The organism is Siccirubricoccus sp. G192 (assembly GCF_019084075.1).
In the GTDB taxonomy this organism is placed as follows: domain Bacteria; phylum Pseudomonadota; class Alphaproteobacteria; order Acetobacterales; family Acetobacteraceae; genus G192.
Genome location: NZ_JAHREN010000001.1, coordinates 871,657 through 887,617 on the forward strand (window position 1 = coordinate 871,657; position 15,961 = coordinate 887,617).

General features: G+C 70.1%; 16 protein-coding genes and 2 pseudogenes. 14 read left to right on the plus strand and 4 right to left on the minus strand.

Annotation, left to right across the window (positions count from 1 at the left end; all coding sequences use genetic code 11):
• Position 1 precedes the first annotated feature (1 nt).
• Together hpnJ and hpnI are read right to left on the minus strand one after the other, a co-directional pair.
• Complete coding sequence (hpnJ, locus tag KSF81_RS04125) at positions 2-1,447, minus strand: hopanoid biosynthesis associated radical SAM protein HpnJ (protein ID WP_217381555.1); 1,446 nt, start codon at positions 1,445-1,447, stop codon at positions 2-4.
• 8 nt (positions 1,448-1,455) lie between these two features.
• Entirely contained in the window at positions 1,456-2,628 is a 1,173-nt protein-coding gene (gene hpnI / locus KSF81_RS04130) for a bacteriohopanetetrol glucosamine biosynthesis glycosyltransferase HpnI (protein ID WP_217377900.1), read from the minus strand.
• 92 nt (positions 2,629-2,720) lie between these two features.
• Here hpnI and KSF81_RS04135 point away from each other — a divergent pair, with 92 nt between their 5' ends.
• Positions 2,721-3,758, plus strand: a complete 1,038-nt coding sequence (locus KSF81_RS04135; protein ID WP_217377901.1) for a VacJ family lipoprotein — start codon at positions 2,721-2,723, stop codon at positions 3,756-3,758.
• Between the two features lie 29 nt (positions 3,759-3,787).
• Here KSF81_RS04135 and KSF81_RS30860 read toward each other — a convergent pair.
• Both KSF81_RS30860 and KSF81_RS04140 read right to left on the minus strand, forming a co-directional pair.
• A pseudogene (locus KSF81_RS30860) lies at positions 3,788-4,264 on the minus strand (lytic transglycosylase domain-containing protein); the annotation flags it as partial.
• Positions 4,265-4,310: 46 nt separating this feature from the next.
• The gene (locus KSF81_RS04140) at positions 4,311-5,633 is read right to left on the minus strand and encodes an Nramp family divalent metal transporter (protein ID WP_217377902.1); all 1,323 of its coding nucleotides are present in this window, start codon (positions 5,631-5,633) and stop codon (positions 4,311-4,313) included.
• A 289-nt stretch (positions 5,634-5,922) separates the two neighbouring features.
• Between KSF81_RS04140 and KSF81_RS04145 the strand changes: the two genes are divergently transcribed.
• The 13 genes and pseudogenes from KSF81_RS04145 (at position 5,923) to KSF81_RS04200 (ending at position 15,916) form a co-directional block, all read left to right on the plus strand.
• Complete coding sequence (locus KSF81_RS04145; RefSeq protein WP_217377903.1) at positions 5,923-6,249, plus strand: metalloregulator ArsR/SmtB family transcription factor; 327 nt, start codon at positions 5,923-5,925, stop codon at positions 6,247-6,249.
• A 247-nt stretch (positions 6,250-6,496) separates the two neighbouring features.
• The gene (coxB, locus tag KSF81_RS04150) at positions 6,497-7,420 is read left to right on the plus strand and encodes a cytochrome c oxidase subunit II (RefSeq protein ID WP_254453358.1); all 924 of its coding nucleotides are present in this window, start codon (positions 6,497-6,499) and stop codon (positions 7,418-7,420) included.
• 43 nt (positions 7,421-7,463) lie between these two features.
• Complete coding sequence (ctaD, locus tag KSF81_RS04155; protein WP_217377905.1) at positions 7,464-9,086, plus strand: cytochrome c oxidase subunit I; 1,623 nt, start codon at positions 7,464-7,466, stop codon at positions 9,084-9,086.
• A 134-nt stretch (positions 9,087-9,220) separates the two neighbouring features.
• On the plus strand, positions 9,221-10,177 hold the full coding sequence (locus KSF81_RS04160) for a heme o synthase (RefSeq protein ID WP_217381556.1): 957 nt from the start codon (positions 9,221-9,223) through the stop codon (positions 10,175-10,177).
• Positions 10,174-10,299: a hypothetical protein gene (locus tag KSF81_RS30865; RefSeq protein WP_256444239.1), complete on the plus strand. Its 126-nt coding sequence runs from the start codon at positions 10,174-10,176 to the stop codon at positions 10,297-10,299. Before KSF81_RS04160 ends, KSF81_RS30865 begins: the two co-directional genes overlap by 4 nt.
• Positions 10,300-10,359: 60 nt before the next feature.
• Positions 10,360-10,971, plus strand: a complete 612-nt coding sequence (locus KSF81_RS04165; protein WP_217377906.1) for a cytochrome c oxidase assembly protein — start codon at positions 10,360-10,362, stop codon at positions 10,969-10,971.
• Between the two features lie 117 nt (positions 10,972-11,088).
• On the plus strand, positions 11,089-11,940 hold the full coding sequence (locus KSF81_RS04170) for a cytochrome c oxidase subunit 3 (RefSeq protein WP_217377907.1): 852 nt from the start codon (positions 11,089-11,091) through the stop codon (positions 11,938-11,940).
• Positions 11,941-11,945: 5 nt separating this feature from the next.
• A complete protein-coding gene (locus KSF81_RS04175; protein WP_217377908.1) occupies positions 11,946-12,299 on the plus strand; it encodes a DUF983 domain-containing protein in 354 nt (117 codons plus the stop codon).
• Positions 12,300-12,303: 4 nt separating this feature from the next.
• Positions 12,304-12,993, plus strand: a complete 690-nt coding sequence (locus KSF81_RS04180) for an SURF1 family protein (protein WP_217377909.1) — start codon at positions 12,304-12,306, stop codon at positions 12,991-12,993.
• Positions 12,994-13,285: 292 nt separating this feature from the next.
• Positions 13,286-13,576, plus strand: a pseudogene (locus KSF81_RS31845) (histidine kinase dimerization/phospho-acceptor domain-containing protein); the annotation flags it as partial.
• Between the two features lie 73 nt (positions 13,577-13,649).
• Positions 13,650-14,069: a sensor histidine kinase KdpD gene (locus KSF81_RS04190; RefSeq protein ID WP_217377910.1), complete on the plus strand. Its 420-nt coding sequence runs from the start codon at positions 13,650-13,652 to the stop codon at positions 14,067-14,069.
• An 84-nt stretch (positions 14,070-14,153) separates the two neighbouring features.
• Positions 14,154-15,542, plus strand: coding sequence for an ATPase domain-containing protein (locus KSF81_RS31265; RefSeq protein ID WP_309139699.1), 1,389 nt, complete (start codon positions 14,154-14,156; stop codon positions 15,540-15,542).
• Positions 15,539-15,916 carry a response regulator gene (locus tag KSF81_RS04200; protein ID WP_256444240.1) on the plus strand — a complete coding sequence of 126 codons (378 nt, stop codon included), beginning with the start codon at positions 15,539-15,541 and terminating at the stop codon, positions 15,914-15,916. The genes KSF81_RS31265 and KSF81_RS04200 overlap by 4 nt, the downstream gene beginning before the upstream one ends.
• Positions 15,917-15,961 lie beyond the last annotated feature (45 nt).

The window sequence follows — 15,961 nt, forward strand, 5'->3', positions numbered from 1 at the left end:
ATCACGCCGCCTTCTGCTGCCGGCCTGCCTCCGACCGCTCCCGCAGGAAGCGGAAGAACTCCACCCCCTCGCGCAGGCGGCGGACCAGCATCTGCCGGTCGCGGATCATCTCGCCGCAGATGGAGGCGATCTTCGGCGCGCGGAAGTAGAAGCGCCGATAGAAGGTCTCGACGCTGTCGAAGATTTCCGTATGCGACAGATGCGGGTAGTGCAGCGGCGCGATCTGCACGCCGTGCGCATCGATGTATTCGGCATTGGCGGTGTCCAGCCAGCCCTCGCGCACCGCCTGGTCATAGAGGAAGGTGCCGGGATAGGGCGCGGCGAGCGAGACCTGCACGGTATGCGGGTTGGTCTCGATCGCGAAGCGGATGGTCTCCTGGATGGTCTCCGCCGTCTCGCCCGGCAGGCCGAGGATGAAGGTGCCGTGGATGGCGATGCCGAGTTCGTGGCAATCCTTGGTGAATTGTCGCGCCACGTCGATCCGCATGCCCTTCTTGATGTTGTGCAGGATCTGCTGGTTGCCGCTCTCATAGCCCACCAGCAGCAGGCGCAGCCCGCCGTCCTTCAGCACCTTCAGCGTCTCGCGCGGCACATTGGCCTTGGCGTTGCAGGACCAGGTGACGCCGAGCTTGCCAAGCTCGCGGGCAATGGCCTCGGCGCGCGGCAGGTTGTCGGTGAAGGTGTCGTCGTCGAAGAAGATCTCCTTGAGGCCCGGGAAATTCGCCTGGATGTAGCGGATCTCCTCGATGACATGCCCGACCGAGCGGGTGCGGTAGCGGTGCCCGCCCACCGTCTGCGGCCAGAGGCAGAAGGTGCAGCGGCTCTTGCAGCCGCGCCCCGTGTAGAGGCTGACATAGGGGTGCTTCAGGTAGCCGATGAAGTATTTCGTATAGTCGAGGTCGCGCCGGTAGACGGGCGAGACGAAGGGCAGGCTGTCCATGTCCTCCAGCACCGGCCGCTCCGCGTTGTGCACCAGCACGCCGTCACGGTTCCGCCAGGAGAGGCCCTTGATGCCGGACCAGTCGCGGCCCTCCGCCACCTCCTTCACGGTGAAGTCGAATTCGTTCCGCGCGACGAAATCCACCACCGGCGCGTCGCGCAGCGATTCCTCCGCCTGCACCGCCACCTTGGCGCCGATCAGCCCGATCTTCAGGCCCGGATTCTCCGCCTTCAGCCGCTCCGCCACCTTCACGTCGGAGGCGAAACTCGGCGTCGAGGTGTGCAGCACGGCCAGGTCGTGGTCGCGCGCCATGGCGGCCACATCCGCCAGGCTTTGGCGATGCGGCGGCGCATCCACCAGCTTGGAGCCCTCCACCAGCGCCGCCGGCTGGGCGAGCCAGGTGGGGAACCAGAAGCTCTTGATCTCCCGCCGCGCCTGGTAGCGGGAGCCCGCGCCGCCATCGAAGCCGTCGAAGGACGGGGCCTGGAGAAACAGCGTGCGCATCATCGCCGGCATCAACCCTTCTTGCTGGCCTTCCTGGCGGCCTCGACCATGCTGCCGTCGCGGCCCATCCGGTAGCGCCGGCCGCGCCACACCACCGTGCCGCGGGCCAGCCCGGCCCCCCATATACCGAAGGAGAGCAGATCGCGCAGCGGCAGAAGCATGAATCGCCGGAAAGACAACGGACGCCCCAGCGCCCGGTCCACGGTAAGGGCGAGGCCAAGCCGCGTCGCCAGCGCCAAGGCCAGCGCGGCCATGCCCCAGGGCTGCGGGGCCAGCAGCGCCGCCAGCAGCCCGGGCACCAGCGGATAGGTGATCCCCATGCCAAGATAGCCGCCGGGCTCCAGCAGCCGGAGCGTCCGCGCCCAGCGCAGCTCATGCGCCAGCAGGGCGGGAAGGCTCGGCTCCCGCATCACATGCGCCGGCAGGACGGGCGCCACCACCACCCGGAGGCCCAGCCGCCGCACCGCCACGCCCAGCGCGTGGTCGTCCGGCAGCAGCCCCGCCAGGGCCCGGAAACCGCCGATCCGCGCCAGGGTCTCGGCCCGGAGCGCCATGGTGGCGCCGTAGCAGCCCTCCGCCCGGCCCATGGATTCGCCCAGCACCGCATTCGGCAGGAATTGCCAGTCGATGCCGAGCGCCGCCAAACGTGACCAGAGCCCGGGCTCCGCCGGCTCGCCACGGTAGAGGCAGGTGACCAGCCCCACCGCGGGGTCGGCCAGCGGCGCCGTCACCGCGGTCAGCCAATGCGGCGGCATCCGCATATCGGCATCCGAGACCACCAGCACGGGATGCCGCGCCAGCCCCTCCAGATTGACCAGTTGCGAGACCTTGCGGTTCGGCCCGTGCAGGCGCGGGTCGCGGACCAGCCGGGCGGGCACGCCGGCCGCCGCCGCCATGGCCGCCTCGGCGATCGGCGCCGCCGGGTCGGCGGGGTCACGCAGCGCGAAAAGCACCTCATGGGGCGCGGCGTGCATCTGGTGCAGGCTGGCGGCCAGGTTCGCCGCCAGCCCCGGCTCCGCCCCATGCAGCGGCTTCAGCAGGCTGGCGGGCAGGGCGGGGGCGGTGGCCGGCGGCAGCCGGGCGAAGCGGCGCATCGCCCGCGCCGCCAGCAGGGCCGAGACCGCCCCGGCCAGGGCCACCAGCCCGGCCAGCAGGCCGAGCCCCTGCAACAGCGCCTCAACCATGCGGCGGCCCGGCCTCTCCCCCGCGGCCTTCCCGCCGGGCCGCATCTGCGCGGTTCCCGTTGGGCCGTGCCTGGTCTAGCCTGCCACACTGCATGACCCGTTCCGCCAGGCTGCTGTCCGCGCTGCTGCTCGCCCTGCTGCTTCCGGCCTGCGCCGGGACGCGGCAGGCCGATGCCGTTGCCGGCGCCACCCCGGCCCCGACCAGCCGCACCGACCCGCTGGAGAACACCAACCGCCGCATCTTCGATCTCAACCTGACACTGGACGACGCGGTGATCCGCCCGATGGCGGTCCTCTACCGGGAGAGTCTCGGCTCCTGGACCCGCACCCGCATCCGCAATGTGCTCGACAACATGGCCGAGCCGGCGGTCGCGGCCAATAACCTGCTGCAGGCGCGGCCGCTGGCGGCGGGGCAATCGGTGATGCGCTTCGCGATCAACTCCACCCTCGGCCTGGGCGGGATGTTCGACCTGGCGGAGATCGGCGGGCCGCCGCGCCAGGTGCAGGATTTCGGCATCACCCTGCATCACTGGGGGCTGCCGGACGGGCCCTACCTGATGGTGCCCGTCCTCGGCCCCTCCACCCCGCGGGAATTGGCGGGCAGCATCGGCAACGGCTTCCTCAACCCGGTCGGCTGGCTGCTGCCGATCGGCGTCAACCTCGGCGCCGTCGCCGCCTGGGGCCTGACGGAGCGGGAGCGCAACATCGAGACCGTGGACGAGATCCGCAACAGCTCGCTCGATTTCTATGCGCGGCTGCGCAGCCTGTGGCGGCAGCACCGTGATGCCGAACTCGGCGAGGTCCCGGCCGAGGAGCCGGAGATCCTGGAGGATCCCGGCCAAGCTGCTCCCGCCCTGACCGATCCCGCCCCGCCCCGGGCCGAATCGCGCCCGACGCCCCGGCCCCAGGCCGCGCTCCGCGTCCGGGCGGTTCAGCCCCGCCCCACCCGCCGGCACAGGATGCGCGGCCTGGCAGCCGCCGGCCCGGCCCGCCGCGCCGCCGAGCCGCGCAGGACCATGGCCGGGCTCAGCCCCGGCGCGCAGAGCCCCGTCGCCGTGCCGGCCGGCAGCGGCACCGTGCCGCCCGTCATCCAGGCGGCGCCGAGCCTCGCCAGCAATACCCGGCGGTGATAGGCGAGGCCGCGCCCCGCCTCGCCTGAATGGTAATTCGCTACCGCCTGCCCCCAATCCCCGGTGCGGGCGCGCAATTCCCTGAGGAAGCCGATGGCGTAGCGGAGGTTGCGGGCGGGGTCGAAGCCCTCCTCCAGCCCGGCGAAGGCATTGGGGTGGTGCAGCAGGTTCACCTGCATGCAGCCGATATCGATCGAGCGGATGCCGCGCGCCTGCAATGCCGCCACCGCCGCCACCGCGGCTTCCCGCGTGGGCGCGGTGCCACCCTCGCCCTCGGCGTTCCAGGACCAGGGCCAGGGCTCGATCCGGCCGGAACGCGGGTCGCGCCGGCCGGTCTCGACCAGGGCGATGGCGCCGAGCAGGCCGGGCGGGATGCCGGAGGCCGGCTCCGCCGCCGCAATCGCCTGGCGGCAGGCCGTCCAGCCAGGGTCCTGCGCCGCCGCCGGGCGGCAGGCGAGGGCCAGGGGCCAGAGCAGGATGAGGAGGAGCGCGGCGGGGCGGGGCACCGGGCGGAGATCGGGGCGCGGAGCCGCCCCGTCAACGCTGCCGGTCCTACTCCGCCAGGAAACCCCAGAGCAGCTTCAGGTTCAGCGCCACGATCAGCACCGTCGCCGCCCAGCCGAGCCAGAGCTGCCAGCCCGGCGCCGTGAAGGCGCCAAGCTGCCGCCGGCTGCTGGCGACCAGCATCAGCGGCACCACCGCGAAGGGAAGCTGCAAGGACAGCACCACCTGGCTCAGGATCAGCAATTGCGCGGTGCCGCTGACCCCATAGAGCCAGGTGACGATCACCGCCGGCACGATCGCCACCAGCCGCGTCACCAGCCGGCGGAGGGCGGGCGGCATGCGCAGGCCGAGGAAGCCCTCCATCACCACCTGCCCCGCCATGGTCGCGGTGACGGTGGCGTTCAGCCCGCAGGCCAGGAGCGCCACGGCAAACAGGGTGGCGGCGAGGGTGGTTCCGACCATGGGGGCGAGCAGCGCATGGGCGTCCTGGATCTCCGCCACCTCGGTGCGGCCGCCGGCGTGGAACACGGCGGCCGCGGTGATGAGGATGGCGGAATTCACCAGCAGGGCGAGCGACAGCGCCGCGGTACTGTCGATGGTGGCGAAACGGATCGCCTCGCGCTTGCGCGCCTCGCCCAGCCCATAGGCGCGGGTCTGCACCACGGCGGTATGGAGGTAGAGGTTGTGCGGCATCACCGTGGCGCCGAGGATGCCGATGGCGATGTAGAGCTGTTCCTCGTTCGTCAGGATCGAGGCGCTCGGGATATAGCCCGCCAGCACCTCGCCCCAGACCGGCTGGGCCAGCGCCAGTTGCGTCGCGAAGCAGCCGAAGACCAGGAAGATCAGCCCGGCCACCAGCGCCTCCAGCCAGCGCACGCCATGGTGCTGCAACCAGAGGATCAGCAGCGCATCGAGGGCGGTCAGCATCACGCCGATCAGCAGCGGGATGCCAAACAGCAATTGCAGGGCGATGGCGGTGCCGATCAACTCGGCGAGGTCGGTGGCGCAGATGGCGATCTCGGCCAGCGCCCAGAGCGCCAGGTTCACTGGGCGGGGGAAGCGGTCGCGGCAGAGCTGCGCCAGGTCCCGTCCGGTGGCGATGCCGATCCGGGCGCAGAGCGCCTGCAACAGCATGGCCATCAGCGAGGAGACCAGCGCCACCGAGAGCAGCGTATAGCCGAAGGCCGAGCCGCCGGCGAGCGCGGTGGCCCAATTGCCGGGGTCCATGTAGCCAACCGCGACCAGGTAGCCAGGGCCGACGAAGGCCAGCATCCGGCGCAGCCAGCCGGCACCATCCGGCACCCGGACGCTGCGGTGGATCTCCGGCAGGCTGACTTCCGGTCCGGCAGGCGGCTCCGGCCGGGTCAGCATGGCACGGTCCCGGAAGGGATGGCTGAACAGATCTTCAACTGTTCAGAGGTTCCTTGGCTTTTCAGTGGGTTAGGTCGAAGCCTTGAGGTGCCCTCACGCGCCATTCCTGTCAAGCCCCGCCGGCGCTTGCCGCCGCGCCGCGCGGGGGGCAAGTCTAGGGGGGCCGGGACGGATCGCGGCGGGGCGGCAGCGCTCCGGAGCGCCGATCCGCCCCGTGAAAAACAGCCTGGACCCTCTGGCCGTGCGCCTTGCGCGAGCGGAAGATGCGCCGGGGCGAAGGACGGATGACATGCGCGGGCGCTTGCGGATCGGCGACGACCAGGTCGTCGAATTGGCGGAAATGTTCCAGATGATGAGCGACCCGACGCGGCTGCGCATCATCCTGGCCTGCCTCGACGCGCCGGCGGCGGTGGGGGAGATGGCGGAACGGCTCGGCATCTCGGCCTCGCTGGTGTCGCACCACCTGCGGCTGCTGCGCGCGGCGCGGCTTTTGCAGGCGGACCGGCGCGGCCGGCAGGTCTTCTACGCCGTGGGGGACGAGCACATCCGCTCGATGCTGTCCGACATGGTGGACCATGTGGCGGAGGTGGATGCGGAGGCGGAGGCCGCGCCCTGAACGCCATGCCGCGCGCCGGTTTTCGCCTGTCCTGCGCTTCCGCGGCGGAGCCTCCCTTGTGCGGTGCGGCCTCGCGCGACTATGGTCCGGTCGCGCCCTCCCCCTGCTCCGCGGGGTGGACCCGGCGCGCCTGCCGCCCGGACGGGGCGGCGGGGCGGATATCAGGCGGCGCGTGCGACGCGGACGAACGGGACATGGGATGCGACGTGTGATCGGGCGGTGGTTCGGTAAGGCAGCGGGTTCGGCCATGGCGGGCCGGGCCGGCATGGTGTTCTCGGCCGCCCTCTGGGGCGTGCTGGCCTGGTGCGGGCCGGCCCTGGCACAGGACAACCGCGATTCGGGCGGTATCGTGGGAGAGACCCACTCCTCGCTGGGCGCGCCGATTCCCTGGGGCCTCGGGCTGCAGCCGGCCGGCGGGCCGGTGAAGGAGGCGATCCACGACTTCAACACACTGGTGCTGTGGATCATCATCGTCATCACCGCCTTCGTGATGGTCCTGCTCGGCTGGTGCATGTGGCGCTTCCGCGAGAGCGCGAACCCGACGCCGTCGCGCACCAGCCACCACACGGTGCTGGAGATCGCCTGGACCGTGCTGCCGGTGCTGATCCTGGTGGTGATCGCGATCCCCTCCTTCCGGCTCATCTACTACGAGGACCGGGCGCGGGATGCGGATCTCACCATCAATGTGCAGGGCCGCCAGTGGTACTGGCACTATGCCTATCCGGACCAGGGCGAGCTGGCCTTCGACAGCCGCCCGATCCCGGACGAGGACCTCCAGCCCGGCCAGCTCCGCAACCTGACGGTGGATGAGCCGCTGGTCATTCCGGTGGGCGCCAATGTCCGCGTGCTGACCACCGGGCAGGACGTGATCCACAGCTTCTTCGTGCCCTCGCTCGGCGTGCAGAAATACACGATCCCCGGCCGGACGCTGGAGACCTGGTTCCGCGCCGACCGCGCGGGCATCTTCTACGGCCAGTGCAACCAGATCTGCGGCACCAACCACTGGTTCATGCCGATCGAGGTGCGTGCCGTGCCGCAGGCCGAGTTCCAGGCCTGGGTCGAGCAGGCGAAGACCAAATACGCGCAGAACCGGACCGCGCCGGCGACCCTGGCCGCCGATGCGGCTGCCGGCGAGGCTGCGGAACTGCGCATCGCGGCGGCCCGCCGGTGAGCCGGCGGACCCCTTGACACCCAAACCCGAGGCGGACGGATCCATGGCGACCGCGACTGACAGCAAGCACGATTCCCACGACCATGCCGCCCACGGCCATGGCGACCACGACCACAAGCCCGGCTTCGCGGCCCGGTGGTTGTTCTCGACGAACCACAAGGACATCGGGACCCTCTATTTCATCTTCTCCATCTTCGCCTCGGTGATCGGCGTCGGGCTTTCGGTGCTGATGCGGATGGAGCTGCAGAATCCCGGCCTGCAATTCTTCGGCGATGGCCAGAGCTGGAACACCATCGTCAGCCTCCATGGCCTCATCATGGTGTTCTTCGTGGTCATGCCGGCGACGACCGGCGGCTTCGGCAACTGGTTCGTGCCGATCATGATCGGCGCGCCGGACATGGCCTTCCCGCGCCTGAACAACATCAGCTTCTGGCTGCTGGTGCCGGCCTTCCTGATGGTGTGCGGCAGCTTCTTCGTGGGCCAGGGCGCCGGCGCGGGCTGGACCCTCTACCCGCCGCTCTCGGACGCCACCTACCATCCCGGCCCGGCGATGGACATGGTGCTGTTCGGGCTGCACCTGGCGGGCATCAGCTCGGTCCTCAGCGCCTCCAACTTCATCGCCACCATCTTCAACATGCGCGCGCCGGGCATGACCCTGCACAAGATGCCGCTGTTTGTCTGGTCGATGCTGGTCACCGCCTTCATGCTGCTGCTGTCGATCCCGGTCCTGGCGGGCGCCATCACCATGGTGATCACCGACCGCAACTTCGGCACGGCCTTCTTCCGGCCGGAGGGCGGCGGCGACCCGGTGCTGTTCCAGCACCTGTTCTGGTTCTTCGGGCACCCCGAAGTCTACATCATGATCCTGCCGGGCTTCGGCATCATCAGCCATGTCGTCTCAACCTTCAGCCGCAAGCCGGTCTTCGGCTATCTCGGCATGGCCTATGCGATGGTGGCGATCGGCGCGGTGGGCTTCATCGTCTGGGCGCACCACATGTTCACCTCCGGCATGGATGTGGATACGCGGGCCTACTTCATGGCCGCGACCATGGTCATCGCGGTGCCGACCGGCATCAAGATCTTCTCCTGGGTCGCCACCATGTGGGGCGGCTCCATCAGCCTGAAGACCCCGATGCTGTTTGCCATCGGCTTCATCGTCCTGTTCACGGTGGGCGGCGTCACCGGCGTGAAGCTGGCGAATGCCGGCGTGGACGTGATCCTGCACAACACCTACTACGTCATCGCGCACTTCCACTACGTGCTGAGCCTGGGCGCCGTCTTCTCGCTGTTTGCCGGCTTCTACTACTGGATCGGCAAGATGAGCGGCCGGCAATACCCGGAGTTCTGGGGGAAGGTGCATTTCTGGATGCTGTTCATCGGCGCCAACCTGATCTTCTTCCCGCAGCACTTCCTGGGCGCCCAGGGCATGCCCCGCCGCTACCCGGACTACCCGGATGCCTTCTGGGGCTGGAACATGGTGTCCTCGCTCGGCTCCTATATCAGTGCCGCCTCCATGTTCGTCTTCTTCTACGTGATCTGGCGCACCTTCACCTCCGGCGAGCGGGTGGGGAGCAACTACTGGGGCGAGGGCGCGACCACCCTCGAATGGCAGGTGAGCAGCCCGCCGCCCTTCCACACCTTCGAGGAGCTGCCGCGGGTCCGTTGACCCGCGGGGGCTCGGGACTGCCGCGGATCCGCTGATCTCGGCAGTTCCGGCCGCCAGCCTGCTCGTTCCGCAACCGGGCCGCCATGCCGAAAGGCATGGCGGTCCAGCCGCGCCTGTCCTACATCAGCGATGCCATGAGCGATATCACCGTGAATCCGGGGGAGGGGAACGCCGCCTCCCTGCCATTGTCTCCAGCGCAGGATCTCTCCGAGGTCGGCGACTGGCTGGCCCTGCTGAAGCCGCGGGTCATGTCGCTGGTGGTCTTCACCGGCCTGGTCGGGCTGCTCCTGGCGCCGGGCCGGCTGCACCCGGTCCTGGCGCTGACGGCCATCCTCTGCATCGCGGTGGGCGCCGGCGCGGCAGGCGCCATCAACATGTGGTACGACCGCGACATCGACGCGGTGATGCGCCGCACCGCCCGGCGGCCGATCCCGGCCGGGCGCATCCAGCCAGGCGCGGCGCTCGGCTTCGGCATCTCGCTCGCCATCGGCTCGGTCATCGTCATGGGGCTGGCCACCAATGCGGTGGCGGCGGCGGCGCTGGCCTTCTCCATCGCCTTCTACGTCTTCGTCTACACCATCTGGCTGAAGCGCCGGACGCCGCAGAACATTGTCATCGGCGGCGCCGCCGGCGCCTTCCCGCCGGTGATCGGCTGGGCCGCCGTCACCGGCGACGTGACGCTGGAGCCGCTGGTGCTGTTTGCCATCATCTTCTTCTGGACGCCGCCGCATTTCTGGTCCCTGAGCCTCTGGGCGCATGCCGATTATGCGCGGGCGGGCGTGCCCATGCTGCCGGTGGTGGCGGGGGCGCGGGAGACGCGGCGGCAGATCCTGCTCTACACCATCCTGCTCGCCCCGCTCGGCCTCGCCCCCTGGGCGCTGGGCCTGGCCGGCCCGGCCTATGCCGTGGTGGCGGCGGCGCTCGGGCTCGGCTTCCTCTGGCACGCCATCGCGGTCTGGCGGGAGCGGCAGGACGAGGCCGGCCGCAGCCTGGCGGGGGATGCCGCCGCCAAACGCGCCTTCCGCTTCTCCCTGCTGCACCTGTCGCTGCTCTTCGCGGCGCTGCCCGCCGACCGGCTGCTCTTCGGATGACGCCCGAGGAGCGGCAGGACCTCGACCGCCGCCGCCGTGCCCGCAACTGGGCGATCCTGGCGGTGCTGCTCGGCCTCGTGGTGCTGTTCTTCTTCATCAGCATCGCGCGTTTCCGCGCGTAGCCGTAGCATCGCGCGTTTCCGCGCGTAGCCGTGACCGCGGCTGACCTCGAAAGGCGCCCCATGGACCCGACCACCCTCCGCCGCCGCAACCGCCTGATGGGGCTCGGCATGGCCGGCTTCGTCGCCGGCATGGTGGGGATGGCCTTCGCCGCGGTGCCGCTCTATCGCATCTTCTGCCAGGCGACCGGCTACAACGGCACGGTGCAGGTGGGTGGCGGCGGTGCGCCGGGGGCGGGCGAGCAGGTGCTGACCATCCGCTTCAACGCCAATACCCAGCCCAACCTGCCCTGGCACTTCGGCCCCGCCCAGCCGAGCATGCGGCTTCACGTCGGCGAGGAGGGCATGGGCTTCTACCACGCGCAGAGCCTGGCCGGGACGCCCACCACCGGCATCGCCACCTACAACGTGACGCCGGAGGTGGTGGGGAAGTATTTCCACAAGACCGCCTGCTTCTGCTTCGAGCAGCAGACCCTGGAGCCGGGCCAGCAGGCCGAGATGCCGCTCACCTTCTGGGTCGATCCGAAGATCGCGGAGGACCCGAATACCCGCGACATCCATACCATCACGATCAGCTACAGCTTCTTCCGCAGCCTCGATGACGCCGACCGCGCCGGCGCGCTGGCGAGCGCCGGCCAGCATGTCGGCGCCGCGCCCTCACGCGCGACTCCTTGAAAACCGTGGCTTTCCCGGGGTGGGCTTGATCCGCGCGGGGTTTTCGGGATTGATGCACGGCGAAACGCGGGGGCCCGCCAGGGCCTTCGCACAGGCAGCACGATACCAGGACGCTCGATGGCCAGCACCACCGACATGACGGCGACCGCGGAACCCGCACCGCCGCACAAGCACCCCTATCACCTGGTGGACCCGTCGCCCTGGCCCCTGGTCGGCGCCTTCTCCGGCGCCGCGCTGCTGATCGGCATCATCCTGGTGGCGCATTACGGCACCTATTGGCTGCTGGGCATCGGCATCGCCGCCGTGCTGACCACCATGTTCTTCTGGTGGCGCGACGTCATCCGGGAGTCGCGCACGCCCGGCCTGCACACCGGCGTGGTGCGCATCGGCCTGCGCTACGGCATGATCCTGTTCATCACCTCCGAGGTGATGTTCTTCGTCGCCTTCTTCTGGGCCTATTTCCACTTCGCGCTCTATCCGCAGCATGTCGCCGGCGCGGAAACCGCGATCTGGCCGCCGGCCGGGATCCTGACCTTCGATCCCTTTGGCCTGCCCTTCCTGAACACCATGATCCTGCTGCTCTCGGGCTGCACGGTCACCTGGGCGCACCACGCGCTGCTGCACAACGACCGGCGCGGGCTGATCACCGGCCTCGGCCTGACGGTGCTGCTGGGCCTCTCCTTCACCACCTTCCAGGTGATCGAGTATGCCGAGGCGCCCTTCGCCTTCACCGGCGGCATCTATCCTTCCACCTTCTTCCTCGCCACCGGCTTCCACGGCTTCCATGTCATGGTCGGCACCGTCTTCCTGGCGGTCTGCTTCCTGCGGGCGCTGAAGGGGCATTTCAACCCGCAGCGGCATTTCGGCTTCGAGGCGGCGGCCTGGTACTGGCATTTCGTGGACGTGGTGTGGCTGTTCCTGTTCATCTGCATCTACTGGTGGGGCGCCGGCGAAATCATGGGGCACTAGGCTCCATGACCCCCTGGGCGGCGCCGCTGCCCGTTGTTGCCTTGCTGGGCCGCTGTCCGCGTTGCGGGCGCGGCCCGCTCTTTTCCGGGCTGCTGCGCTTCCGTGACAATTGCGCGCTCTGCGGCCTCGACCTCAGGGCGCAGGATGCCGGGGACGGCCCGGCGGTGGCCGGCATCCTCGTGGTGGGCACCATCACCGTGGTGGCCGCGCTGGTGGTGGATGTGAAATACGCGCCGCCGCTCTGGCTGCATGCGCTGCTCTGGCCGGCGCTGGTGCTGCCGCTTTCCATCTGGGTCATGCGGGTGGCCAAGGCGGCGCTGGCCGGGCTGCACTACCGGCACAACCCGGAGCCGGGCTGAACCCATGCGGTTGCGCCGCCTGCTGCTGCCGGCCCTTGCCAGCCTGCCGGTGCTGGCCCTGCTGCTCGGGCTCGGCACTTGGCAGGTGCAGCGGCTGCACTGGAAGACCGAGTTGCTGGCCCGCATCGCCGCCTCCGAGGCCGCGCCGCCCGTGCCGCTCGGCCCCGCCGCGCCGGAAGCCTATGCCAAGGTCCTCGCCACCGGCCGCTTCGACCATGCGCGGGAGGCGCTGTTGGGCGTGGAGGTGCGCGGCACCAGCCTCGGCGCGCATCTGCTGACCCCGCTGCTCCGCGACGCGGCGTCGCCGCTGCTGGTGGATCGCGGCTGGGTGCCGCTGGAGCGCGGCGCCCCGGTCCTGCGGCCGGAGGGCGAGGTGGCCGTCACCGGCTATATCCGCCCCCCCGATCGGCGCGAATGGGTCAGCGCGCAGGACGACCCGGCCGGCCGCCGCTTCTATACCTTCGACCCGGCGGCGATCGGCGCCGCGCTCGGCCTGCCGGAGGTGGCGCCCTTCGGCCTGGTGGCGCTGGCGGCCGAGGGTGCGCCGCCGGGCACCCTGCCCATGCCCGCCCGCAGCCTGCCGCGGCCGACCAACTCGCATCTCGGCTATGCCATCACTTGGTATGGGCTGGCCCTGGCGCTGGTCGGCGTCTTCATCGCCTTCGCGCGGCGGCGGCTGCGCGAGGAATCGTGACCGGGAAGGGCCGAGGGAGCTTTGCCCCCTCGGGCTCCCCCAACCAGGGGGCGGGCCGGGCGGATTGCCTGATGCCCCGGCACGGCCAATACAATGGCCGAATTGATGACCGGCTTGCTTGGCGACGCAGGGCGCCTGTCCGGGCGGCCTGTCCGGCCAAGTGGCTTTGTCGGCCGCCGCGTCGGTGCGAAACTGCCAATCCTTGATCCCTTCCCTCGTCAGGGCCGAAGGCCGCGCCACCTTCTCGATGTCGATGCGCTTGTCTCCTATCCGAACACCGCCTGAGGATCACATGACGGACGCCGGCCAGGTTGGGGGCGACACCCACGGCGAAACCGACAAGGACCGCCTGATCGAGGATCTGCGCGAGGCGGTCCGGGCACGGGACGAGTTCGTTGCCATTGCGGCGCATGAGCTGCGCAACCCGATGACGCCCATCCTCATGCAGGTCCACAACCTGGCCGCGGCCGCACGGAACCCGGACCGCTGCCGCCCGGAGGTCCTGGCGCCGCGGCTTGAGCTGCTCGAACATGCCGTGCGCGAATTCGTGCGGCGCTCGACCGCCCTGCTCGACGTGTCCCGGATCGCGGCGGGGAACGTCCGGATCGAACCTGCCGAGGTCGACCTCACCCGCCTCGTCCGGGCGGTGGTGGACCGTGCGGCGCCGGCGGCGCGCATGGGACGGTCCCCCCCTGGAGACCGACCTGCAGGAGGGCGTCGTCGGGACCTGGGACCCGCTCGCGCTCGAGCAGGTGGCGGAGAACCTGCTCTCGAACGCCCTGAAATTCGGTGCCGGCAAGCCGGTCGCCGTGACCCTCCGCGCCGAAGGCCAAGCCGCGGAACTTGCCGTCCGGGACCGGGGCATCGGCATCTCCGAGGCGGACCGCGCCCGCATCTTCCAGCGCTTCGAGCGGGCCGTGGCCCGGCGCGAGCATGGCGGCTTCGGCATCGGCCTGTGGCTGGCCAATCAGCTGGTCCTGGCCATGGGCGGCACGATCGGCATCGAGAGCACCCCTGGCGAGGGCTCGGCCTTCCTGGTCAGGCTGCCCTTGGGACCGGAGAAGGCAGGCGCATGAGCGAGGAGCAGGCGATCGAGCGGGTGCCGAGCGGGGTTCCGGGCCTCGACGTGATCCTGAAGGGCGGCTTCCCCAAGGGGGGGCATCCATATCCTCCAGGGGCCGCCCGGGACGGGGAAGACCACCCTCGCGAACCAGATCTGCTACCACCACGCGGCCGCGGGCGGCCGGGCGCTCTATGCCACGCTGCTGTCCGAGACCCATGCCCGGATGCTCCTGCATCTCGGCACGATGCGCTTCTTCGATGCCTCGCGCCTGCTGGAGCAGGTCTCCTACATCAGCGGGTTCGGTGTTCTCGAAGGCGAGGGGCTGGCGGGGCTGGTGACGCTCATCCGGCGCGAGATCGCGGCGCATCGGGCGACCATCATGATCCTGGACGGGCTCGTGGCCGCGGAAGACCGGGCCGCCACCGACACCGAGTTCAAGGCCTTCATCCAGGAGTTGCAAACCCAGGCCGGGCTGCATGGCTGCACGGTCTTCCTGCTCACCACGGCGAAGGGCCAGGCGGTCCCCCCCGAGCACACCATGGTGGACGGCATCGTCGAGTTGACGGACGTGCGCTACGACTCCCGCACCGAACGCGGGCTCTACGTCAACAAGCTGCGCGGCAGCGACTTCCTGCCCGGCCGGCATCCCTTCCGCATCACCGCCGAGGGCCTGGTGGTCTATCCGCGGATCGAGGCGGCGTTCCGTGTCACCACGCGCCCGGACGAGGTCCGGGCCGGCAGGCTGTCGACCGGCATGGCGGGGCTCGACGCCATGCTCGGCGGCGGCTTCCCGGACGGGACCGTCACGGGCCTGCTCGGCCCATCGGGCGTCGGCAAGACCACGATGGGCCTGCATTTCCTCGATGGCTCCAGCGCGGCCGAGCCGGGCCTGTTCTTCGGCTTCTACGAGACACCGCCCCGCCTGCTGCACAAGGCAGCCCGGCTCGGGCTGGATCTTTCGGGGAAGGTCGATCGGGGGGAAATCGAGATCCTCTGGCAGCCGCAGGCCGAAAGTCTCCAGGACGCGCTGGCGCACCGGCTGCTGGACGCGGTGGGCAGGCGCGGCGTCAGGCGGCTGTTCCTCGATGGGCTCGGCGGCTTCATCGAGGCCTCGGTCGAGCCCGGGCGCATCAGCCGCTTCTTCGCCGTGCTGGCAAACGAGCTTCGGGCGCGCGGCGTGACGACGCTTTACTCGATGGAGACCAGGGACTTGTTTGGCTCCGGCGTCGAGATGCCCGTCACCGGGATGTCGTCGTTGCTGGAGAACCTTATCGTGCTTCGGTACGTGGAGTACCGCTCGCGCTCGCGCCGGCTGCTTTCCGTTCTGAAGGTCCGCGACAGCGATTTCGATGCCAACCTGCGCGAATTCGCCATCACTGACCGCGGCATCGTCCTCGCCGGCAACTTCGAGGGTGCGGAGGAGGTTCTGAGCGGGTTCGCGCGCCACCGCCCCGGCGGCCGGCCCTCCACCCCGGAGGACAGATGACAAGGGTCCTGGTGGTCGATGACGAAGCGCTCATCGCCATGGCGCTCGAGGCGGCGCTGGAGGATGCGGGCTATCGGGTGGAGACGGCCGCGAACGGCAGGCAGGGCCTGGAGCGGCTGGCCGAGGCGCGGGCCGATATCGTGCTCCTCGACATGATGATGCCGGTCATGAGCGGACCCGCGATGCTCAAGGCCATGGCCGCCGACCCGGGCCTGCGCGGCATCCCCGTCATCATCCTGAGCTCGCTTCCCAAGGCAACCATCCAGGCGCAGGCCGATGGCACGGCCGCGATCCTGCGCAAGCCCTATACCGCCGACGAGGTCCTGGAGACGATCCAGCGGGTCCTTGGCGAGGCAGGCCAAGCGAGGACCTGACGCCCGACAGGTGGCCCAGGCAAGGATGAGCCAGGGCCCCCGGAC